Consider the following 20,582-nt stretch of genomic DNA (forward strand, 5'->3'; position numbering starts at 1 on the left):
GATCGGACAGACGCGCGCCCCCCAAGCGGTGGTTAAGTAAGCAGCAGCCGGCCGAGATGGACCGGCAGAACCTCGGCGCGATACCAGGCGCTGGCGATCGGGTCGGTGATTGGCGAGGTGCCTTCACCGGCTGCAGCCAGCGCCGCTGCGACGCCGTCCTGCTCGAGCCTGCTGCCGATCAGTGCCTTTTCCGCAGCACGGGCGCGCATCGGCCGGTCTGCCATGCAGCCGAGCGCGATCCGCGCCGAGGAGACAGTGCCGTCGCCGGCCTGTTCGAGAACGGCGGCGATGCTGAGCACGGAGACGCCCTTCGGCTTGACCCGCGACACTTTCAGGAAGCGGAAATTCTCGGCCTTCGGCAACGCGAAGGCGACTGATGTGACGATGGCGCGGCTGTCGTCCCGCCTGGCCAGAAAATCCTCGATAGGCAATTCCCCATCATCGGTGCCGACCGTCGCATCCAACGCCAGCAGGGCGACAGCGAAATCACCGTAGGGCGCGGGTGCGAACAGATTGCCGCCGACAGTCGCCATATTGCGGATCGCCGGGCCGCCGACGGCGCGCGCAGCCCTGGACAGCGCCGCAAGCTCGGGATGGCGGGCGATGGCCGCCATTGTCACCGAAGCTCCGATGCGGACCTTGCCGCCGGCAACGGTGATCCCGGAGAGGGCCGGATCAGTCGAGCGGACGAGGCCGGTGACGGAGACATCGCCTTCATTGGCGGCGCGCACGACCAGCGTGCCGCCGCCGAGATAGCGGGTGCCGGGCGCCTTCAGCGCCGCGTTGGCATCCCTGACGGCCGAAAAGGTCTGGAGGGCAAGCGCCATGGCAGTCTCCCCTGACTCAGCTCTGGCCAGAAAAATGGCTCTTCAACGCATTGAAGCCACCCTGGAAGACATTGGCGGCCATGCCGGCGGCGATCTTGTCGGCCTCTTCGGGCGCCGCGTCGAAAGTTGCTGTCCATTCGGCATAGGTGCGGTCGCCGTCGGTAACGCGGCGCAATTGCAGCGTCGCTTTGTGATTGGTCAACGGCTGCGGCGTCTCCAGGATGGAGTAGCTGACGCGGAAATTCGCGTCGGAGAAGTCGAGCAGTTTTTCGCGGATACGCGCGCCGCTGGCGAGCTCGAAATTACGCACGCAGCCGATGGTTTCGGCGCTCTTGCCGTCTTCGATATGGCTCTTGACCATGCGCGGATGCCAGCCCGGCAGGCCGTTGAAGTCGCGTATGCGCGCCCAGACCTTTTCGACCGGCGCGTCGATGACGCTGGAGACGGTGACTTCAGCCATATGATCATTCCCCTACGAATTCGATACGCAGCAGGGTAGGGCGGCGGCCGGTGCTGCGCTTATCAATGGGTCTTGCGGCCCTATCAAGGAGTCTGAAAAACGAGCGGCTTGGCTCAGGCCATAGCCCGCGCCGCCTCGCGGTAAAGCGTCGGCGGCACGCCGACATGGTCGCGGAAGAAGCGCGAGAAATTGCCCTGGGTGGTGAAGCCGAGATTGCAGGCGACCGAGATCAGCGGCTCCTGCGACCACTGCAACTGCCGCACGGCTTCCTCCATGCGCAGCGTGTTCCAGTAGACGTTGGGCGTCAGATTGGTCTGTTCCTTGAACAAAGCGAAGAAATGCGGCCGCGACAGGCCGACGCTGCGGGCGACGTCGTCGAACGAAATGCGCTCGCAGACATTGGCCTTCATCAGCTGGATCGCCTTGCGGACGCGGAAATCCTGCATGGTGTTGACGCGGATGCGCGTCTCCTGCGGCGCCGAGGCGTCGGCGGCGTCGAGCACGCTATCGATGAAGCGCTCGATCTCGTAATTGGCGACGTCGTCGATGCTTTCATTATCGCTCAAATGATCGAGCAGGTTGGCGGCGGCCTGGTGCAGCCATGGTTCGAGCGTGATCGCAGCCTGTGCAAACAACGGCGCCGACGAAGGCAGGTCGCGGCGCCGGCGCGCCCAATCCGGATCGATGTAGAAGGCGAGGAACAGGCCGGGCCTGCCGTTGTGCGACAGAATGTGGCTGTGTGGCTGGTAGGAATTGATGCCGGCGGCGGTGCCGGGACCCAGCGGCACCGTCTCGCGGCCGACGGTCATCTCGCCGGCCGTGCCCTCCAGCCAGATGATGATGTGGGCCTCGACATGCGCATGGGTGACGAAGTCGCTGGCGACATTCAGGACAGAAACATGTCCGAACCGGCCCCAATAGAGCCTGATCGCGTCCGTCATGGGTTATACCTCCCGCAGACGACTGGCCTCCCTTCGCCTGCAACGGGATTGTGCGGCTGAGTTCGGGCTCGCGTCAAGGCGCGGGGCGAAAGCCGCTGTGTGCTGCCGGCCGTAGTGGTGGATTTTCAGACTGAGCGATAGGGTTTCCCGTCAAACCGAAGCCGTCATGCCGCCGTCGACATAAAGCGTATGGCCGTTGACGAAGGATGAGGCGTCGGAGGCGAGGAACACGGCGGCGCCGATCAGTTCGTCGACATACCCCCAGCGGCCAGCCGGCGTGCGCTTTTCCAGCCAGGCGGAGAATTCCTGGTTGTCGACCAGCGCCTGGTTCATCTCGGTGCGGAAATAGCCGGGGGCGATGGCATTGATCTGCAAGCCGTATTTCGCCCAGTCGGTGCACATGCCACGGGTCAAATTGCGGATCGCGCCCTTGGTCGCCGTATAGGGCGCGATGTTGGGCCGGGCGAGTTCGCTCTGCACCGAGCCGATGTTTATGATCTTGCCTTTGCCGCGCGCGATCATGTTGCGGGCGACCGCCTTGCCGGCATGGAAGGCGCCGGAGACATTGGTCTTGAACAGCCGCTCCCACTGCTCCTCGGGAAAGTCCTCGAGCGGGGCGCGAAACTGCACGCCGGCATTGTTGATCAGGATGTCGATGGCGCCGATCTCGGCCTCGATGCGGGCGACATCGGCATCGACCGCGCGAAAATCAGTCACGTCGAAGGTCGAGGGGTGCGCTTTGAAGCCGGCGTCGCGCAAGCCGGCGACAGCACCGGCAACCTTGCCGGCATCGCGGCCGTTGAGCACGACACTTGCGCCATGCTCGGCAAGGCCGCGCGCCAGCGCCAGGCCGATGCCTTGGCCGGAGCCGGTGATCAGCGCCAGCCGCCCGTTGAGGTCGAACAGGGATTTCGATGTCAAGGCAACGGTTTCCAGCCGGAAGATTCAGTCCAAAAACATTCAGTCATTGCGCCTGAAGTTGCGGATCCGGTCGAACAGCACCGCGAGCAGGATGGCGCCGCCGATGAACACGCCTTGCCAGAAAGCATTGATGCCGAGCAGACCAAGGCTGTTGCGGATCACTTCGATGAGCGCGGCACCGACAATGGCGCCGAAGGCGGTGCCGACGCCGCCGGCGAGATTGGCGCCGCCGATGACGGTGGCGGCGATGACCTGCAGTTCCATGCCGGTTCCGAGATTGGTGGTGACGGCGCCAAGCCATCCGGTCTGGATGATGCCGGCAATGCCCGCCGCCAGCGCCGAGATCATATAGACGGCGACCTTGATCTGCTTGACGGGAACGCCGGTCAGCGTCGCGGCGTGCTCATTGCCGCCAATGGCGAAGATGTGGCGGCCAAACTTGGTCCAGCGCAGCGTGAAGCCGGTGATCAGCGCCAAAAGGATCATGTAGAGCACCGGATTGGCGATGCCGAACACCCAGGCGCCGCCGCCCAGCGCCAGAAGCTTGTCGTGATCGGGGCCGAACTGGAAGACGACGGTGTTGTTGGAGGCGACCATGGCGAGGCTGCGCGCAATCGACAGCATGCCGAGCGTCACCACGAAGGGTGGAAAGCCGAGATAGGCGATCATGATGCCGTTGAAGGCGCCTATGGCGAGCGCGGTGGCGATCGAGGCGAGGATGCCGACCTCGATGGAGTAGCCGGCATGCATGGTGACGGCCAGCACCATTGACGACAGGCAGAGCACCGAACCGACCGACAGGTCGATGCCACCGGTGATGATGACGAAGGTCATGCCGAGCGCGATGATGGCGACGAAGGTGATGTTGCGGGTGATGTTGTAAAGGTTCTTCGACGTTGCGAAGGCGTCGGTGGCAAAAGACAGGAACAGGCAGGCCAGGATGACCGCGATCACCACCCAGAAGGTCTGGCTGGCAAACAGTCTTGCCGGCAAGGATTGCTGCTTTTGTTCGATCGGCTGGTCAATTGTCAGTGCCATCGTCGACCTTCATCTGCTGTGCGTGGTGAAATTCGCTGAGATCAAACCTGTTCGATGGCGCCGGTGATCAGCCCGGTGACTTCCTCGGGCGAACTTGACGCAATCGTCTTGTCGGCGACCTTGCGGCCGCGCCGCATGACGATGACGCGGTCGGCGACGGTGAACACGTCAGGCATGCGGTGGCTGATCAGCACCACTGCGATGCCCTGGTCGCGCAAATGGCGGATCAGGTTCAGCACTTCGGCGACCTGGCGCACCGAGATCGCGGCCGTCGGTTCGTCCATCAACACGATCTTGGCCTGCGACAGCATGGTGCGCGCGATCGCCACCGCCTGACGCTGGCCGCCCGACATCTGCTTGACGAGGTCGCGCGGACGGGTCTCGGACTTCAACTCGGCGAATAGCTGGCCGGCGCGCTTGTACATGGCGGCATAGTCGAGGATGCGTAAAGGGCCGAGGCCGCGGCGCAATTCACGGCCGAGATAGACATTGGCGGCAGCGGTCAGATTGTTGCACAGCGCCAGGTCCTGGTGGACGATCTCGATGCCGTGCTGGCGAGCTTCCGCCGGCTTGTGCAGGATCAACTCCTTGCCGTCCATCCGCATGACGCCATGGCTGGGGCGGAAATTGCCGGCGATCATCTTGACCAGCGTCGACTTGCCGGCGCCGTTGTCGCCCATCAGGCCGACCACCTGTCCGGGCTCGATCGACAGCGATACGTCGTTGACCGCCTGGATTGCGCCGAAATGCCTCGAGATATTGGTGAGTTCGAGAACCGCCACCAGTCTTTGCCTCCCCGTGTTTTGCGACCCGCTGCTGTTCCCGGCGTGAATGCCGGCGCTGCTTTGGCCCCGCTCTCCCCATCTCCTCCCGGAAACAGCGTCAGCGTTGTTTTACGCAAAAGCCGGCGCTCGTCAATCAATTGTCGGACGAATTGAAGCGTTGGTTATCCAAAAATCCGTTTTGTAGGACAAATAGCATTGACGTTGGCCGCAAGCCGATATTAGCTAAGCGTCGGAGGAGATTATGCCGATGCCGCTGGCGGTTAGCCGGGCGGAATCGGCGGAGGTTTATCGGTCGAGGTTGCGGCGCCACCCTTGTGTGAGCCGGGCCAATGCCGCATCTGGAAATGCTTATCGATCTGTCTTGGCGACACGAGTGCTCGTGAAACGAACCTCGGTCATTAAGCATCCGGTCGATCTGTGTGGCGGGCACGCCGTGTCCGTCTGTTTCAAGGGAGGACTGACATGAGGAAAACACTTTTGCTCGCCGCCGTCGCCGCCATGGCGCTGGGCGCCGGGCCGGCTTTGGCCAAGAAACAGCTCGTCATCGTGGTGAAGGGTCTCGACAATCCATTCTTCGAAGCCATCCACCAGGGCTGCGAGAAATGGAACAAGGAAAATGCAAGCTCGGAATATGAATGCTTCTACACCGGCCCGGCATCGACCTCCGACGAGGCCGGCGAAGCGCAGATCGTTCAGGACATGCTGAGCAAGGCCGACACGGTGGCAATGGCGATTTCGCCATCCAACGCGCCGCTGATCGCTCAGACGATCAAGACCGCCAATCCGACGATCCCGATCATGACGCTCGACGCCGATCTCAGCAAGGAAGATGCCGCGCTGCGCAAGACCTATCTCGGCACCGACAACTATTTGATGGGTCACAAGATCGGCGAGTACATCAAGAAGGGCAAGCCGAACGGCGGCACGATCTGTACCATCGAAGGCAATCCCGCGGCCGACAACATCCTGCGCCGCGCGCAGGGCATGCGTGACGCGCTGTCGGGCAAGGAAGGCCTGGCGGCACTTGCCGGCGAAGGCGGCTGGACCGAAGTCGCCGGTTGCCCGGTGTTCACCAATGACGACGGCGCCAAGGGCGTGCAGGCGATGACCGACATCCTCGCCGCCAATCCCAAGCTCGACGCCTTCGGCATCATGGGCGGCTGGCCGCTGTTTGGCGCACCGCAGCCCTATCGCGACCTGTTCGGGCCGCTCAAGGACCGCATCGCCAGCAACGACTTCGTCATCGGCGCCGCCGATACGATCGGCGATGAAGTGGCGATCGCCCGTGACGGCCTTGTAACCGCTCTGGTTGGTCAGCGGCCGTTCGAAATGGGCTACAAGGCACCGTCGGTGATGATCGATCTGGTCGAAGGCAAGGCCGTCGCCGATCCGGTGTTCACCGGCCTCGACGAATGCACAAAGGACACGGTCGACACCTGCATCCAGAAGTAGGTTCTCGATTTCGGGGCGCCCTTTGACGGGCGCCCCGTCTCTTCCCGGACGGACGCAACGGTTGGGGCAGCAGGCTCCGGCTTTGACGCGTCTGTAGTTTGGATTTTCGGCAACGAGATCGGCGCGCCGTGCAGGTTCGGACCAGTCCGGACGCAGACGGCCGACGCATTGGAACGTGAATGCCGGACGAGAAATCAAAGAAGCGAACCGAGCGGGCCAAGGCACAAGCCAGCCGCGGTCCGGCTGTCATGCGCAGGGCCGGTGCCGCGCATTTTCCGGGAGCGAGCGTCCATGTCTCGCTGGCCGGCGAGATCGGCCTCAGAATCGTGCGCGGCGATTATCCGCCCGGCACCATTCTGCCCAACGAGGCCAAATGGGCCGAGATCTTCGATGTCAGTCGTTCGGCGGTGCGCGAAGCCATCAAGATGCTGATGGCCAAAAGCCTGCTGGCTTCACGGCCCAAGATCGGCAGTTGGGTCGAGCCCAGGGAACGCTGGAACCTGCTCGACCGCGATGTGCTGGCCTGGTACGCGACCGGGCCGGACCGGGAAGCCTTCCTGCGCACGGTGCAGGAGTTCCGTCACATCATCGAGCCGGAAGCGTCGGCCTTTGCCGCCACGCGGCGCAACGACGAGCAGATGGACGAGATCAGCCAGGCCTGTCGTGAGATGGGCGAGGCTCTGAACCTGCAGGAGCGTATCCGCGCCGATACGCGTTTTCACCTCGCCATACTGCGCGCCTCGGGCAACGATCTGCTGGTGCCGCTTGGCGTTCTGATCGAGTCGGCGCTCGATCATCTCTTTGTCTTCGTCACACGCGAGACCAGCGATCAGCGGCGGGCGCAGGCGCTGCATGAGGCGATCGAGAAGAACATCCGCCTGCAGCGTCCTGCGGCCGCGCGCAATGCGGTGCACAAACTGCTCGCCAACACCGACGATGTTATCGGCCGGTCGAGGCGCTGACACAGGCTTTTCGCCACCTCAAATCGTCTGCTTCTTGCCATCCTTGCTGGGCATCAGGTCGACGCCGTTGACCTTGCCGATATATGTCGCCAGCATCGGCACGAATTGCTCGGCCGGGCCAGTGGCATGGGCACCGGCGAAGGAGTTCTTGGTGGCGTTGCCGAGCGGGTTGGCGATGCCGGCCGCGCCCGCCATCGATTCCAGATAGGTCAGGTCCTTGAAGGCGTTGGCGATGGTGAATTTATGTGCGTCGCGGTCGCCCTCCAGCGTCCAGCGCATGAAGGTCTGGTAGAAGCCGCAATCCATGCGGCCGTTGCGGATGACGCTGTCGAAACGCGGTGGCGAGATGCCGACCTTTTCGGCCAGCGCCAGCGCCTCGGAATAGATCGCGGCATAGCCCAGCGAGATGAAGTTGTTGAGCAGCTTCATGCGGTGGCCGTCACCTGTATCGCCAATATGGACGATGCGGCCGGCCCAGGTTTCGATGACCGGCTTCACACGGGCAAACAGCGCGTCGGGCGCGCCGACCATGGCGTCGAGCGTGCCTTCCCAGGCTTCCTTCGGCGTGCGGCTGAGCGGTGCATCGACGAAGTCGACGCCGATCTCCTTCAGTTCCGCCGCCAGCGCCACGGTCGAGACCGGATCGGCGGTCGAGCAATCGACGACAACCGAGCCTCTTTTCAGGCCCTCCTTGAGGCCGCCGGGGCCACGGATGATGGCTTCGACCTCGCGCGAGCCGGTGACGCAGATGAAGACGATGTCGGACGCCGCCGCCACGTCGCGCGAAGTCGCCGCCTCCTTGGCGCCCCGGCCAATCAGGTCCTCCGCCGGCTTGCGGTTCTTGCGGCCGAGGAAGGTCAGGCCATAGCCCTTGTCGACGATGTTCTTGGCAATGCCGTGCCCCATCAGGCCAAGGCCGATAAAGCCGATCTTTTCGCTCGCGGCGGTCGTGGTCATGTCTTGAAGTCCTGTTGCGATGATTGATAGTGGGCGCCGCCGTGTGGCGGGCGAGGGTGGTTGCGGAATGCCATATTGTCTGACAATACACGGAAATCCTAGGCATTGGAGACGAAAATGACGAAGCGGATCATGTTCACCGGCGGCAGCGGCAAGGCCGGTCGCCATGTCGTGCAATATCTGGTCGAACAGGGCTGCCAGGTGCTCAACATCGACACCAGGCCGCTCGACAATCCCAAGGTACGCACGCTGATCACCGACATCACCGACAGCGGCCAGGTGTTCAACGCGCTGTCGAGCTATATGGGCCTGCATGAATTCGATCCGTCGCTGCGGCCGCAGCCCGTCGATGCCGTGGTGCACTTCGCCGCCATACCGCGCATCATGATCACGACCGACAATGAGGTGTTCCGCATCAATGCGATGGGCACCTACAACGTCATCGAGGCGGCGGTGAAGCTCGGCATCCCCAAGGTGGTGATCGCGTCCAGCGAGACCACCTACGGCGTGGTGTTCGCCAACGAGCCGCGCGACCCCAAATATTTCCCGTTCGACGAGGAATACGACGTCGATCCGATGGACAGCTATGCTCTGTCCAAGGTCGTCAACGAGCACACGGCGCGCGCCTTTGCGCAGCGCAACGGCACCGATATCTATGCCTTGCGCATCGGCAACGTCATCGAGCCGCACGAATATTCGCTGTTTCCGAAGTGGTTTGCCGATCCGGGCTTTCGCAAGCGCATCGCCTGGAGCTATGTCGACGCGCGCGACCTCGGCCAGATCACGCTGCGCGCCGTTGAAACGGACGGGCTCGGCTTCCAGGTGTTCAACGCCGCCAATGACGACACCTCGTCCGACCTGCCGACGGCGGAACTGTTGAAGCGGTTTTATCCCGACGTGCCGGTCAAGGCGGAGCTCGGCGAATACGAGACGCTGCTTTCCAACCGCAAAGCCAGGGACATGCTTAGCTTCCGTCCCGAGCACAGCTGGCGCAAATACGTCAAATAGGCCGGCCGGGGGCAAGGTTGCGACCTGATCTGTGCACAGCCGCAGGCTTTGCCGTCAACGTCCCGCCCTCTGCTTGACAGCTTTCGAAATCCGGACTTTGTGGACGCATGAGGGACGGAAAGCCGAATAAGGGAACGAAGCCTGAAAAGGCGGCATCCGCCGAGCGCCCGGCGACCCTTCGCCGGGCTGACGCGACCCGGATGCCCGGCACCAGCGTGCATGCGTCACTGGCCAGCGAAATCGGGCTTCGGATCGTGCGCGGCGACTATCCGCCGGGCACCATCCTGCCCAATGAAGCCAAATGGTCCGAAACCTTCAACGTCAGCCGCTCGGCGGTGCGTGAGGCGATCAAGATGCTGATGGCCAAAAGCCTTCTGGCATCGCGCCCCAAGATCGGCAGCTGGGTGGAGCCCAGGGAGCGCTGGAACCTGCTCGATCGCGATGTGCTCGCCTGGTACGCGACCGCGCCCGACCGTGAGGTGTTCCTGAAGACGGTGCAGGAATTCCGCCATATCATCGAGCCGGAAGCGACTGCCTTCGCCGCCATGCGACGCACCGAAGAGCAGATGGCCGAGATCAGCCAGGCCTGCCGCGAGATGGGCGAGGCGCCGAGCCTGCAGGAGCGCACGCGCGCCGATACGCGTTTCCATCTGGCCATCCTGCGCGCCTCCGGCAATGATCTGCTGGTGCCGCTCGGCGTGCTGATCGAATCCGCCTTCGATCATCTGTTCACCTATACGACGCGCGAACTCGACGATCTGCAGCATGCACAGCAACTGCACGAGGCGATCGAGAAGGCCATCCGCCTGCAGCGGCCGGATGCGGCCCGCAACGCGGTGCGCAAGCTGCTCGCCAATACCGACGGCGTCATCAACACCCGGTAGGATGTGCTGATATTCAGGTGAGGCCGGCCTGCAAACGCCGGCTTTCGCGCCTCACGTACTTAAGTACGCTCCGCTCCGGTTCTCGAAACCCAATGTTTTCGGCGCGGCCTGACCTGAATCTCAACACATCCTGCGAGCGCTCAGCCGGTCTGCGAAGTGGCCAAATGTTGCCTGGTCAGCGCGACCAGCAGCGCCTGGTCGCGGGCGGCGTGCTCGGGGCGGTTGACCACCTCGTCGCCATTGACGATCGCACCCCAGAAGCCGCGCAGTTCCTCGACGAAGGCTTCGCCGTAGCCGGCGCGCAGATCCTTCGTCGACAGTGTGTGGCCGTCCGAGGTCTTCACAGTCAGCCGGGTCGGGTGATGGTTGAGCCAGGGCGAGGGGAATTCGAGCTCGAGGCTGGCATCGTCGAAGAACAGCGTGATGCGCTCCTTGTAGTCGGCGAGCTTTGGCACGGTCAGATGCGTCATGGTCCACAGCGCCTGGCCGTCGAGCAGTTTTACCGCGCCCTGGCCGCCATCGCCATTGGCGAAGATCTGCGCGCCGACAACCTCGCCCTCCGGCACGCCGAGTGCGTCGAGCAGGCCGTGCACGGCATTCACATCGTGAATCAAGGCGGAGCTGTAAGCGGCGGTAAATCCACGGAAAGCCAGATCGGTCATGGGCTGGCCCAACGCGCGCTCGACCTGTTGTTTCTGCCTGGCTTGCGCGGCGGCAATCAGCTCCTCGGGAATGTCGTTGCCGCGCTTGTAGCGCTGGTGGGCGATGAACGGCCAGGCATCGGGATCATTGACCTCGACCGAGACGGACCGCAGCGTCTTTGCCGTGCCGGGCAGCGAGGCCAGCGCCAGCCGGTAGCTCGGATCGAAGCGCTTCATATAGCCGACCTGCATGACCTTGCCGGCCTTGTCGCGCGCGGCGATGATCTCGGCGATTTCCGCCGGGGAATAGCAGAGCGGCTTTTCGCAGAAGACATGCAGGCCGCGCCCGAGTGCGGCCAGCACCTGCTCGTGATGCAGCGGGTCGGGCGAGCCGATGACGACGGCGTCGAGCTTCTGGTCGAACAGTTGCTCCGGCGTTTCGAAATTGGCGATGCCGTGAATTTCGCTGACATATTCCCGCGAAATCCTTGACGGGTCGGCAACGCCGACCAGTTCGAACAGGTCGCCGAGCCGCAACAGGTTTGGAATATGCTCGACCTGCGAAATCATGCCAGCGCCGATGACGCCGACGCGTATCCTGCTCATGCTGTTATTACTCTCTGCAAAGTGTTCCAGGCTCAGGGTGCGGCGGCCGGCCGGTTGCCGATCTGCGCCAAGAGCCCGGCAATCTCAGCTTCCACCGCCTTCAGATCCTCGCCGCCCGACATGATGGAAATCACCTCGTCGCGCGAGATCTCGGACTTGGCGTATGTGCCGCGATTGCGGCCGCGGTTGAGCAGCGTGAAAGTGTCACCGACAGGGTAGGCGTGGTGGATGTTGTGGCTGATGAAGATCACCGCCAGCCCGCGCATGCGCGCCTCGATGATGAATTTCAGCACCATGGCCGCCTGATGCACGCCGAGCGCCGAGGTCGGCTCGTCAAGGATCAGCACCTTTGCGCCGAAGTGGACTGCGCGCGCGATTGCCACCGATTGGCGCTCGCCGCCCGACAGCGTGCCGACGGCCTGCGTCGGGTCGCGCACGTCGATGCCGATATCGGCCATCGCCTGGCGGGCAATTGTGTTGGCGCGCTCCTTGTCGAAGCGCGAGAAGGGCAGGCGGCTTCTGGTCGGCTCGCGGCCGAGGAAGAAGTTGCGCGTGATCGACATCAGCGAGATCATGCCGAGGTCCTGGAAGACCGTCGCGACGCCGAGGTCCTGCGCGTCGCGCGGGCTGCGGAACGTGACGGGCTTGCCGTCGACGAAAATCTCGCCCTTGGTCGGCCGGTGCACGCCCGACAGAACCTTGATCAGCGTCGACTTGCCGGCGCCGTTGTCGCCCAGCAAGCAGTGCACCTCGCCGGGATAGACCTTGATGTCGATATCTTGGAGCGCGCGCACCGAGCCGAAATTGACCGACACACCTCGCAATTCCATGGCTGGCTGGATGGCGGGGGACGGGTTTGGGTAGGTCATTTGCCGCCTCCGCGTCCGAGCGCCTTGAGGCGGATGTAGTTGTTGACCAGCACGGCCATCAAAATGACGATGCCGAGGAAGACCTTGAACCAGTCGGTGTCGATGCCGGTGTAGAAGATGCCCATCTGCACCAGGCCGAAGATCAGCGCGCCGAACAGCACGCCATAGACGGTGCCATAGCCGCCGGTGAGCAGCACGCCGCCGATGACCGCGGCGATGATCGCCTCGAATTCCTTGAGCAGGCCGCGCGTGGTGTCGGCGGAGCCGGCCTCCATCACCTGGATGGTGGCAAGCAAGGTCGCCGCACAGGCGGTGTAGATGAACAGCGCGATCTTCACACGGTCGACCGGCACGCCGACATTGCGGGCGGCATTGAGGTCGCCGCCGGTGGCGAAGATCCAGTTGCCGTATTTGGTCTGGGTCAAGACATAGCCGGCAAGCGCTGTCAGTCCGAGCCACCAGACGATCGACATCGGAATGCCGACGACGAAGGGAATGCCGTCGGTACGGGTGGCGATCCAGCCTTGCGTGCCCATCCATTGGAAGAAGCCGGTCAGGAGATGGCCGTTGAACAGGCCGGCGGTTGCCGGGTCCGGCGCGCCGTCGAGGATGTAGGGGATCTGCGTGCGGCCGGTGACGGCGCGGGTGATGCCGATCGACAGGCCGCGCAGGATGTAGAGCGACGCCAGCGTCACGATGAAGGAGGGCAGGCGGGTCTTCACCACGATCAGACCATTGACGTAGCCGGTGAGGATGGCGACAGCGAAGGCGCAGGCGATGCCGCCCCACAGCGGCAGGCCCCAATATTTCACCGTCAGTCCGATGACGACGCCGGCGAAGCCGACCATCGAGCCGACGGAGAGATCGAACTCGCCGGCGATGATGAGAAGGGCTGCGGCCGTGGCGATGATGCCGAGTTCGGCTGCCAGCGTCAGGAAGGTCATCGACCCCTGCAGCGAATAGAGGTTCGACGCACCCGGCAGCAGGGCGAAGATGATGATGGTGGCGATGAGGCCGCCGGCGGCACCGGCTTCGGGCCGGCGAAGCCATTGAGTCAGCCGGCCGGTGCTGGCCAGCCGCTCGTCAGCACCGGCCGCCCGTTTCGACATCATGCCGAAACGGTCCTTGCCCAGTACCCCGGGCGCCGGCGCTTCTGGAGGTATCGCCTTGTCTTCCACAACAGCCATTAGGCTCCCCAATCGCTCACTTCGCAATCTCGACCAGAGACGGGGAGCGCATGGCGGCTCCCCGATCCGTTTTGGTGTTGCCTTAGCGGATGCCGTCCTTGGCGAGCGCCAGGATCGCCTTGGCCTTGTCGGGCGAATCGATGAACAGCGGGCCGGTGTAGGCGTTGTTCTGCGGCCAGAAGCCATGTGTGGCATGCTCGACCAGATAGATCACCGGCAGGTATCCCATCAGATATTGCTGGGCGTCCATGCCGAAGCCCATTTCGCCGGCGACGACGGAATCCAGGACTTCGGGGCTGATGTCGAAGGTGTAGAGCTTGATCTTGCCGAACAATTCCTTCTGCCGGAAGAACGGGATCAGCGGATTGGCGGCGGTGGCGCCGAGCGCGAAGACGGCCTGGGTGTCGGGATGCGCCGACAGATAGGCCTCGGTGCGGCGCTGGATGTCGGCCGGATCGGGCGACACGGTAAGCACCTCGGTGCCGCCGCCTGACGGCTTCAGCCCATCATTCAACCCCTGGCAGCGCTGGTCGAGGCTGACATTGCCGACCTCGTGGTTGATGCAGACGACTTTGAGCGTGCCTTCCTTGGCCAGCCGCTCGCCGGCCTTCTTGCCGGAATAATATTCGGAGACTGTGCCGACGTAGAGAGAGGTGCCGAGTTCGGCGCCTTCCTTCTCGCCGGAATCCAGGACGACCATCGGAATATTGGCGGCAAGGCCGGCCTTGACCGATTTACCAAGCGCATTGGCGTCGGCAATGGAGACGGCGATGCCGTCTGGATTGGTGGCGATGGCCGCGTCGAGCAGGCGGGCCTGCTCGACCACGTCGAACACTTGCGGCGCATAATATTCGACCTTGGCGCCGGTGAGCGCCGCCGCATCGTCGACGCCGCGCTTGACCACCGACCAGTAGGGATCGGAGGCCGAGCCATGCACCACGAAGGTGATGCGGACATCCTTGGGATCCTTCAGGCCGGCCGCTTGCACGACGCCCGCCAGCATACTCATCGAGACAAGCGCGCCGAGCGCCAGTTTCAGAACAGTCTTCATGTCATTCTCCCATTGTCGTTGCAGTTCCAATTCCCTCTTTGCGCCTCGGCCGACGGATCGGCTTACGGCGCTGACCGGGTGGCCGCTTTGCGGGCCTTTGCCGGTGTCGATGCCCCGAGCCGTGCACGAAGCTCCTCGCGCAGCGGCTTCATGCCGATGATGTCGATGTCCTGCGCGCCGAGCCAGTCGCGAAAACCCTGGTCCCGGAAGAGTTCATATTCCTCGGTGCGGACATAGGCGGAGCGCGGCTCGATCAGTTCGAGCTCGCCCGGCGCGTTGAAGTGCAGGCAAAAGAAGGTCAGGCCTTCACGGACCCCTTCGACCAATGCCTTGTAGGCTGGCTCTATCGGCTTTGAGCGTGGACGGCCCCAGGTCGTCTGTATGGCAGCGTCGAAGATGACAAAGCCCTTGGCCCGGGCTTCAGTAACGCCGCGCTGGAAGGCCGCTTCGGTGACGCCAACCAGATTGTCGTTGGGCGAATAGGCCGACAGCGTTTTGGTCAACAGCACCGGCAGCCGATATTCCAGGCCGAGCTTGATGTAGACGTCGCAAAACTCGGGCGACAGCGCTGCCCCCATATGGGCGTCAAGATGAGTGACGTCGATGCCGGCGCGGTAGGCGGTGTCGATCTGGGCGCGAAGCTCGGTTTCCACCGCTTGCGGTGCTGCCTTGCGGCGGGTGGTCGCGACATCGGGCCAGAAATAGCCGAACTCGTCCGTCAGGCCGGCCGCGCGCGACGGCGACGTCAGCGGCCGCCATTTGTAGTGCTGCTTTTCGCTGTTCAGCGTCAGGTGGACGCCGAGATCGAGCCGGGGATCGGCGGCTGCCGCTTCGGCCATCTCAGGGAACCATGGGCACGGCACCATCACGGCGCCGGAGCTGCAGGCGCCCAGTGCGGTCAGTTCGAGGAAGGCGCTGTTGGCGCCATGGCACATGCCGACATCGTCTTCATGCAGGACGAGCTGTCGCGTCATGGACGGCCACCGTTTTGCCGGCCACCATCTTGCCGGCCACCATCTTGCCGGCCACCATCTTGCCGGCACGCCGGTTTCGAGGGTCTTCCAAAGTGTGTCCCGTGCTGCATGGAACCGACCGTTTGCCCAACTGGACGCGATGGAACGCCCTATGCCGGCTTTCCGACAGGGCCACTTCGACGAATTCGGATGGGTACGATTTTCCGCGGGCCTGCATTCTGGAATGTCGATTTCATTCGATATGCCCACATTCGGCGCTAAACGCCGCTCCGACGTGAGCAGGATGGCTTGGTCCGATCGCAGCGGAGTGGTTCTTTCAAACGGCGGCCGCAGGCGTACTGCTTTCACACCATCAAGCGATGTGGAGACTTGCCATGTACACCGCCGGCGAAGAAGAGATCGAGGCCATTGCCAGGGTGATCCGCTCGGGCGCGCTGTTTCGCTATGGCGAGAACAGCGAGTGCAACCGCTTCGAGGCCCGCTATGCAAGGCATCTCGGCGTCGAGCATTTCGCGCTTGCCGCCAGCGGCACCTATGGGCTCGCCGCCGGCCTGATCGGCCTCGGCATCGGCCCGGGCGATGAGGTGCTGGTGCCGGCGCACACCTATATGGCGACCGCCACAGCAGTGCTGTCGGTCGGCGCCATTCCGGTCATTGTCGACATCGACGAGAGCCTGACCATCGACCCGGCCGCTCTGCGCGACGCCATCGGCCCGCGCACCAAGGCGGTCATCCCGGTACATATGTGGGGTGCGGCCTGCAACATGAACGCGATCATGGACATCGCTAAAAAACGCGGTCTGCTCGTGCTGGAAGATGTCTGCCAGGGCATTGGCGGCGGCTATGAGGGCAAGAAGCTCGGCTCCATCGGCCATGCCGGCGCCTACTCCTTCAACTACTTCAAGAACATGACGTCGGGCGAGGGCGGCGGCATCGCCACCAGCTATCCGAAAGTGGCGGAGCGGGCGCGCTGCGCCATCGACCCCTGCCACTTCTACTGGCAGGGCCGCAGCGACAGCATCAAGCCGTTCGCCGGCATCGGCGCGCGCGCCTCGGAATTGATGGGCGCGATGCTCAATGTCCAGCTCGACCGTCTCGACGGCATCATCGAGGCGATGCGGGCGGAGAAGAAGAAGGTGCTGGCCGGCACGCGCCATCTCGGCAATCTCGGTCTGACGCCGTCGCCGATGAACAGCCCCGACGACGATTGCGCGGCGCAGGTGATGTATCTGCTGCCCAGCGAACAGGCGGCGCAGACTTTTTCGAAGACCATTCCGAGCGTCATTGCCGGCAAGACCGGCCGCCACAATTTCACTCAGTGGGACCAGGTGCTGATGCATGAGGGCGCGCATCATCCGGCGCTCAATCCGTACACGCTGCCGGAAAACAAGGGCCTGCGGCTGACCTATGCCGACGATCTCGGCAAGGGTTCTCTCGACATCCTCAACCGCACGGTGATGATCGCGATGAATCCGGCGCATGGCGACGCCGACATCGACGACATGGTCCATAACATCGATGCGGCGGCCCGTGTGGCGCTGGAGAATGCCTCGCTGGACGATGTCGAGATGCGCAAGGCAGCGCCCGTCGATCTGCAGAAATTCGATAGTGTGAATTGAAGCGCTCAGCGCTGGATCGGCCTATTGCCGGTCCAGCCGCATGAAGGCAGCGCGCAACGCCAGCACCGCGCGCAGGATCTGGCGTTCGTCCATCGCGGCATAGCCGAGCAGCAGGCCGTGTTCCGGCTCGCTCGAATGGTAGTTGATCGAGATGCCCTGCACGTCGAGGCCCTCCTTGACGGCGGCGGCGACGACGTCACTGTCCTTGTAGGGTCGGACAAAACTGGCCAGCAGTTGCATGCCGGAATCGTTCTCGGTCACAGTCAGCCATTCGGCCAGATGCTCCTGGCACAGTTTTACGAAATTGGCCTGCCGGCGCGCATAGAGCCGGCGCATACGCTTCAGATGCGTGGCGAAATAGCCTTGCGTGATGAAGTCGTTGACCGTCGCCTGCAGGATCAGCGGCGCGAACTGGCCGGTGATCGAGACGGCGCGGTCGAAGGGGACCGACAGTTCGCGCGGCACGATGAGATAGCCGATGCGGAGCGCCGGGATCAGCGTCTTGCCGAAGGAGCCGATATAGACGACCCGGTCGGCGTGATCGAGGCCGCGCAGCGCCGGTACCGGCCGGCCACGGTACCGGTACTCGCCGTCATAATCATCCTCGACGATCCAGGCGCCGTGGCGGTCGGCGATGTCGAGCAGCTGCAGCCGTTCCTCGATGCGCATGATGGTGCCGAACGGCCACTGGCAGGATGGCGTCACATAGATCAGGCGCGGCGGCGGCAGCTCTGGGTCTGCGAGATGCCATCCAAGGCGATCGACCTTCAAGGGCGCAAGCTGCGCGCCGCTGGCGAGAAAGGCGCTCTTGGCGCCGAGATAGCCGGGCTCCTCCATCCAGACATGGTCGCCTTCGTCCATCAGCACGCGCGAAGCGAGGTCGAGTGCTGCCTGCGCGCCGGTGACGATGATGACCTGGTCGGCGGTGCAATTGATGCCGCGCGACAGGCTTATGGTCGAGGCGATGGCCTGGCGCAGGCCGGGATGGCCGGCAAAGGAGATATAGCCGAGCAAATTCTCATCGCGGCTGCGCGCATTGCGCACCAGAAGGCTCGACCAGATGGTGAAGGGAAAGGATGCCGATTCCGGCACGCCCGGATGGAAGTTGATGACGCCGGCATTGCGTGGCGGCTGCGGGCCGTTGACGATGGTCTGACCGCGCCGCGAGAGTTTTTGCGGGGCGGCGAGGCCGGCGCGCAGCGCGGCCGGCGGGCGTTTCTGCTGGATCGGCGCCACCCAGGTGCCGGACCCGGCGCGCGCCTCTATAAACCCTTCGGCGAGCAGCTGGTCGTAGGCGGCGATCACCGTGTTGCGGCCGACCTTGAGATCCTCGGCCAGCGAGCGTGTCGAAGGAAGCAGCGTGTTCTGCTGGATCTGGCCGTCGAGGATGAAGCGCCGCAAGGCGCCGTAGATCTGCCGGTGCATCGGTTCGTCCGAGCCGCGGTCGACCGACATGATGTCGAGGGAAAGGCGCATATGGTCGGCCAAGCTAGTCTCCGACCAACCTGGCGGCGCGGGCGATCTTCTCTTCGTTAAGCAGGCAGACAGTCTCCAGCACCAGCCGTCTGGTTTCGGGACGGACCTCGCGGCTGTTCTTCAGCGCGCGGTGAACGGTTGCCGCGCCGAGTTCCGCCTTCTCGGCGATCTCACGGATGGTGCAAAGCCGTTCCATGCCGAGTGCCGCCTCGAATGCCATGTCGCTCCTCCATCTGCATCAAGGCATGCCTCGTCCCCAGCCTCAAGCTGGAAACGCCGGGCCGGCAACTCGGGGGCAAAAATTTCGATGCCAAGAACTGTGCGATCCGCGCCGCCAAGGGAGGGCGGCGGCGCGGATCGCCGGGCGCTTTCGCGTCGCTACCCCTACCGAGGCGCGCGCCCAACCGGCCCAACCACCAGCCCCCCGGCGGTGGTTAGGCCATGTCTCGTATTGCCACGTCGAACCCGGCCGCGCAGGCCGTTTTGAGAAGCGAAGCGTAACCTTTCGTGGCATAGGTCAAGGGGTGTGCCTTGGCCGGATCCTGCTCGGCCTCGACGACGATCCAGCCTTCGAAGCCGCGCTTGGCCAGCGGCTTCAACAGCGACAGGAAATCGACGGAACCGTCGCCGGGCACAGTGAAGATTCCTTCCATCACTGCCGCCATGAAACTCATGTCCTCGCGCCGTGCCTTCTCCAGCACGGCCGCGCGGACGTCCTTGCAATGGAAATGCACGATGCGGTCGAGATGCCGGTTCAGGAGGGAGGCCGGGTCGCCGCCTGAGAACAGACAATGGCCGGTATCGAACAGCAGGCCGACGCTCTTGCCGGTTGCGGCTATCAGCCTGTCGACCTCGTCATCGCTCTCGACGATGGTGCCCATATGGTGATGGAAAGCCATGCCGACGCCGAAGGCAGCCATGCGGTCGGCGAGTTCGGTCAGCTTCTCGCCATAGGCGGTCCATTCGCCGTCAGCGAGGCGCGGACGCTGTGAGATCGGCGCGAAAATGCCGTCATGACGGCCGCGCGAGGTGTCGGCATAGACGACGACCTTGGCGCCGAGGTCGCGCAGCAGGGTCAGATGCGAGGTGAGGGCGGCGAATTCCTCGTCGACCGTGCGGTCCAGAATGCGGCCGTCATACCAGCCGGAGACGAGCTCCAGTCCGTAAGAAGACAGGATCGGTCCAAGCTCGTCGCTTCGCCTGGGGAATTTGCCGCCGAGTTCGGTGCCGCGATAGCCGGCCTGCCTGGTTTCCGACAGGCATGTCGCGAGCGGCGTATCGCCGCCGAGTGCGGGAACATCGTCATTGCTCCAGGTGATGGGATTGATGCCGATCTTGACCGTCATGCCGCTACTTCAAAGGGCTCGGGGAAACACAAAGCCGAGGCCGGCAAATTGAGGGGAAAGAGGACCTGTCACTAGGTCCAGTTGAGGTGAATTTGGCAGAGCCAATCGGGAGCGCTAAAGCGTGTCCCGTTTGAACGGACTAAGTCGACGCGCTTAGGTCTTTGTTTATGCATGTCGTTGTCTCAAAACCGGCGCCACTTTTGAGCGACATGCATTAATCCTGCTGCGGCCTTCCGAAGGCCGCGCGCAGTTCGTCCTTGGCGTCCTCGAGCACTTTCCGGCGCGCCTGCGGCAGGTTCTTGCCGGCGCGGTTGATGTAGAAATTCAGCATCGACATGGCCGACTCAAACGGCTGGGCCTTGCGGCGGTCGCTGTGCTCGGCCGAGCGCTTGAGCGAGGCCGCGATCTTCCTGGCGTCGTCGGCTTCGAAGATGTGGTCCTCAAGGTCCATCGCATCGCTGTGCTCGGTCACATCGGCCGACCATTTTTTCTTCGCGGTCATGATAAACTCCTTCCTGTCGCAAAACTCGGGCAGGCCGCCGCCGGTTCCCGAGAAATCGCCGGGCCGCTGGAGCCAC

21 protein-coding genes are annotated in these 20,582 nt (G+C 63.6%); 5 read left to right on the plus strand and 16 right to left on the minus strand.

Annotated features, from left to right (window positions below; genetic code table 11):
- Positions 1–32: 32 nt before the first annotated feature.
- The 6 genes from NKJ18_RS08275 to NKJ18_RS08300 form a co-directional block, all read right to left on the minus strand.
- The gene (locus NKJ18_RS08275) at positions 33–827 is read right to left on the minus strand and encodes an FAD binding domain-containing protein (protein WP_023673044.1); all 795 of its coding nucleotides are present in this window, start codon (positions 825–827) and stop codon (positions 33–35) included.
- 16 nt (positions 828–843) lie between these two features.
- On the minus strand, positions 844–1,287 hold the full coding sequence (locus tag NKJ18_RS08280; RefSeq protein WP_023673045.1) for an SRPBCC family protein: 444 nt from the start codon (positions 1,285–1,287) through the stop codon (positions 844–846).
- A gap of 113 nt (positions 1,288–1,400) precedes the next feature.
- Positions 1,401–2,228 (minus strand): AraC family transcriptional regulator, encoded by an 828-nt coding sequence (locus NKJ18_RS08285; protein ID WP_023712094.1) that lies wholly within the window; start codon positions 2,226–2,228, stop codon positions 1,401–1,403.
- Between the two features lie 150 nt (positions 2,229–2,378).
- Complete coding sequence (locus NKJ18_RS08290; RefSeq protein ID WP_023712093.1) at positions 2,379–3,149, minus strand: SDR family oxidoreductase; 771 nt, start codon at positions 3,147–3,149, stop codon at positions 2,379–2,381.
- A gap of 39 nt (positions 3,150–3,188) precedes the next feature.
- Positions 3,189–4,187, minus strand: a complete 999-nt coding sequence (locus tag NKJ18_RS08295; RefSeq protein ID WP_023673048.1) for an ABC transporter permease — start codon at positions 4,185–4,187, stop codon at positions 3,189–3,191.
- Positions 4,188–4,228: 41 nt separating this feature from the next.
- Complete coding sequence (locus NKJ18_RS08300) at positions 4,229–4,969, minus strand: ATP-binding cassette domain-containing protein (RefSeq protein WP_023682237.1); 741 nt, start codon at positions 4,967–4,969, stop codon at positions 4,229–4,231.
- 465 nt (positions 4,970–5,434) lie between these two features.
- On the opposite strand from NKJ18_RS08300, the gene NKJ18_RS08305 reads away from it, so the two are divergent.
- Positions 5,435–6,424, plus strand: a complete 990-nt coding sequence (locus NKJ18_RS08305) for a sugar-binding protein (RefSeq protein WP_023673050.1) — start codon at positions 5,435–5,437, stop codon at positions 6,422–6,424.
- A gap of 179 nt (positions 6,425–6,603) precedes the next feature.
- On the plus strand, positions 6,604–7,386 hold the full coding sequence (locus tag NKJ18_RS08310; protein WP_023673051.1) for a FadR/GntR family transcriptional regulator: 783 nt from the start codon (positions 6,604–6,606) through the stop codon (positions 7,384–7,386).
- Positions 7,387–7,404: 18 nt separating this feature from the next.
- Here the strand turns inward: NKJ18_RS08310 and NKJ18_RS08315 are convergent, their stop codons facing one another.
- Positions 7,405–8,343 carry an NAD(P)-dependent oxidoreductase gene (locus NKJ18_RS08315; protein WP_352758069.1) on the minus strand — a complete coding sequence of 313 codons (939 nt, stop codon included), beginning with the start codon at positions 8,341–8,343 and terminating at the stop codon, positions 7,405–7,407.
- 117 nt (positions 8,344–8,460) lie between these two features.
- On the opposite strand from NKJ18_RS08315, the gene NKJ18_RS08320 reads away from it, so the two are divergent.
- Both NKJ18_RS08320 and NKJ18_RS08325 read left to right on the plus strand, forming a co-directional pair.
- Positions 8,461–9,351, plus strand: coding sequence for an NAD-dependent epimerase/dehydratase family protein (locus NKJ18_RS08320; RefSeq protein WP_352758070.1), 891 nt, complete (start codon positions 8,461–8,463; stop codon positions 9,349–9,351).
- A gap of 107 nt (positions 9,352–9,458) precedes the next feature.
- Complete coding sequence (locus tag NKJ18_RS08325) at positions 9,459–10,235, plus strand: FadR/GntR family transcriptional regulator (RefSeq protein WP_352758071.1); 777 nt, start codon at positions 9,459–9,461, stop codon at positions 10,233–10,235.
- A gap of 140 nt (positions 10,236–10,375) precedes the next feature.
- Here the strand turns inward: NKJ18_RS08325 and NKJ18_RS08330 are convergent, their stop codons facing one another.
- The 5 genes from NKJ18_RS08330 to NKJ18_RS08350 all read right to left on the minus strand — a co-directional run bounded on the left by NKJ18_RS08330 (position 10,376) and on the right by NKJ18_RS08350 (position 15,563).
- Positions 10,376–11,482 (minus strand): Gfo/Idh/MocA family protein, encoded by a 1,107-nt coding sequence (locus tag NKJ18_RS08330; protein ID WP_352758072.1) that lies wholly within the window; start codon positions 11,480–11,482, stop codon positions 10,376–10,378.
- Between the two features lie 32 nt (positions 11,483–11,514).
- Positions 11,515–12,351: an ATP-binding cassette domain-containing protein gene (locus tag NKJ18_RS08335; protein WP_023712088.1), complete on the minus strand. Its 837-nt coding sequence runs from the start codon at positions 12,349–12,351 to the stop codon at positions 11,515–11,517.
- Positions 12,348–13,463, minus strand: a complete 1,116-nt coding sequence (locus NKJ18_RS08340; RefSeq protein ID WP_031197030.1) for an ABC transporter permease — start codon at positions 13,461–13,463, stop codon at positions 12,348–12,350. Before NKJ18_RS08340 ends, NKJ18_RS08335 begins: the two co-directional genes overlap by 4 nt.
- Before the next feature lie 157 nt (positions 13,464–13,620).
- Entirely contained in the window at positions 13,621–14,589 is a 969-nt protein-coding gene (locus NKJ18_RS08345) for a rhizopine catabolism ABC transporter substrate-binding protein (protein ID WP_352758073.1), read from the minus strand.
- 62 nt (positions 14,590–14,651) lie between these two features.
- Positions 14,652–15,563 (minus strand): polysaccharide deacetylase family protein, encoded by a 912-nt coding sequence (locus NKJ18_RS08350; protein ID WP_352758074.1) that lies wholly within the window; start codon positions 15,561–15,563, stop codon positions 14,652–14,654.
- Positions 15,564–15,937: 374 nt separating this feature from the next.
- Here NKJ18_RS08350 and NKJ18_RS08355 point away from each other — a divergent pair, with 374 nt between their 5' ends.
- Positions 15,938–17,182, plus strand: coding sequence for a DegT/DnrJ/EryC1/StrS family aminotransferase (locus NKJ18_RS08355; RefSeq protein WP_352758075.1), 1,245 nt, complete (start codon positions 15,938–15,940; stop codon positions 17,180–17,182).
- A gap of 21 nt (positions 17,183–17,203) precedes the next feature.
- On the opposite strand, the gene mocR is transcribed toward NKJ18_RS08355, so the two are convergent.
- From mocR to NKJ18_RS08375, 4 genes are all read right to left on the minus strand, one after another.
- Positions 17,204–18,670 (minus strand): rhizopine catabolism transcriptional regulator MocR, encoded by a 1,467-nt coding sequence (gene mocR / locus NKJ18_RS08360; protein WP_352518728.1) that lies wholly within the window; start codon positions 18,668–18,670, stop codon positions 17,204–17,206.
- 1 nt (position 18,671) lies between these two features.
- Positions 18,672–18,878 carry a LacI family DNA-binding transcriptional regulator gene (locus NKJ18_RS08365; protein WP_023673063.1) on the minus strand — a complete coding sequence of 69 codons (207 nt, stop codon included), beginning with the start codon at positions 18,876–18,878 and terminating at the stop codon, positions 18,672–18,674.
- A gap of 214 nt (positions 18,879–19,092) precedes the next feature.
- Positions 19,093–20,004 (minus strand): myo-inosose-2 dehydratase, encoded by a 912-nt coding sequence (iolE, locus tag NKJ18_RS08370; protein ID WP_352758076.1) that lies wholly within the window; start codon positions 20,002–20,004, stop codon positions 19,093–19,095.
- Positions 20,005–20,218: 214 nt separating this feature from the next.
- Positions 20,219–20,506 carry a DUF3175 domain-containing protein gene (locus NKJ18_RS08375; protein ID WP_352758077.1) on the minus strand — a complete coding sequence of 96 codons (288 nt, stop codon included), beginning with the start codon at positions 20,504–20,506 and terminating at the stop codon, positions 20,219–20,221.
- Positions 20,507–20,582: the final 76 nt, after the last annotated feature.

The sequence above is a fragment of the Mesorhizobium sp. M0217 genome, assembly GCF_040321955.1.
In the GTDB taxonomy this organism is placed as follows: domain Bacteria; phylum Pseudomonadota; class Alphaproteobacteria; order Rhizobiales; family Rhizobiaceae; genus Mesorhizobium.

What these genes read in the sequence shown, in the direction of transcription:
- NKJ18_RS08275 (WP_023673044.1), bottom strand. Translation starts at nt 827, where the DNA reads ATGGCGCTTGCCCTCCAGACCTTTTCGGCCGTCAGGGATGCCAACGCG.
- NKJ18_RS08280 (WP_023673045.1), bottom strand. Translation starts at nt 1,287, where the DNA reads ATGGCTGAAGTCACCGTCTCCAGCGTCATCGACGCGCCGGTCGAAAAG.
- NKJ18_RS08285 (WP_023712094.1), bottom strand. Translation starts at nt 2,228, where the DNA reads ATGACGGACGCGATCAGGCTCTATTGGGGCCGGTTCGGACATGTTTCT.
- NKJ18_RS08295 (WP_023673048.1), bottom strand. Translation starts at nt 4,187, where the DNA reads ATGGCACTGACAATTGACCAGCCGATCGAACAAAAGCAGCAATCCTTG.
- NKJ18_RS08305 (WP_023673050.1), top strand. Translation starts at nt 5,435, where the DNA reads ATGAGGAAAACACTTTTGCTCGCCGCCGTCGCCGCCATGGCGCTGGGC.
- NKJ18_RS08310 (WP_023673051.1), top strand. Translation starts at nt 6,604, where the DNA reads ATGCCGGACGAGAAATCAAAGAAGCGAACCGAGCGGGCCAAGGCACAA.
- NKJ18_RS08315 (WP_352758069.1), bottom strand. Translation starts at nt 8,343, where the DNA reads ATGACCACGACCGCCGCGAGCGAAAAGATCGGCTTTATCGGCCTTGGC.
- NKJ18_RS08320 (WP_352758070.1), top strand. Translation starts at nt 8,461, where the DNA reads ATGACGAAGCGGATCATGTTCACCGGCGGCAGCGGCAAGGCCGGTCGC.
- NKJ18_RS08325 (WP_352758071.1), top strand. Translation starts at nt 9,459, where the DNA reads ATGAGGGACGGAAAGCCGAATAAGGGAACGAAGCCTGAAAAGGCGGCA.
- NKJ18_RS08330 (WP_352758072.1), bottom strand. Translation starts at nt 11,482, where the DNA reads ATGAGCAGGATACGCGTCGGCGTCATCGGCGCTGGCATGATTTCGCAG.
- NKJ18_RS08335 (WP_023712088.1), bottom strand. Translation starts at nt 12,351, where the DNA reads ATGACCTACCCAAACCCGTCCCCCGCCATCCAGCCAGCCATGGAATTG.
- NKJ18_RS08340 (WP_031197030.1), bottom strand. Translation starts at nt 13,463, where the DNA reads ATGATGTCGAAACGGGCGGCCGGTGCTGACGAGCGGCTGGCCAGCACC.
- NKJ18_RS08345 (WP_352758073.1), bottom strand. Translation starts at nt 14,589, where the DNA reads ATGAAGACTGTTCTGAAACTGGCGCTCGGCGCGCTTGTCTCGATGAGT.
- NKJ18_RS08350 (WP_352758074.1), bottom strand. Translation starts at nt 15,563, where the DNA reads ATGACGCGACAGCTCGTCCTGCATGAAGACGATGTCGGCATGTGCCAT.
- NKJ18_RS08355 (WP_352758075.1), top strand. Translation starts at nt 15,938, where the DNA reads ATGTACACCGCCGGCGAAGAAGAGATCGAGGCCATTGCCAGGGTGATC.
- NKJ18_RS08365 (WP_023673063.1), bottom strand. Translation starts at nt 18,878, where the DNA reads ATGGCATTCGAGGCGGCACTCGGCATGGAACGGCTTTGCACCATCCGT.
- iolE (WP_352758076.1), bottom strand. Translation starts at nt 20,004, where the DNA reads ATGACGGTCAAGATCGGCATCAATCCCATCACCTGGAGCAATGACGAT.
- NKJ18_RS08375 (WP_352758077.1), bottom strand. Translation starts at nt 20,506, where the DNA reads ATGACCGCGAAGAAAAAATGGTCGGCCGATGTGACCGAGCACAGCGAT.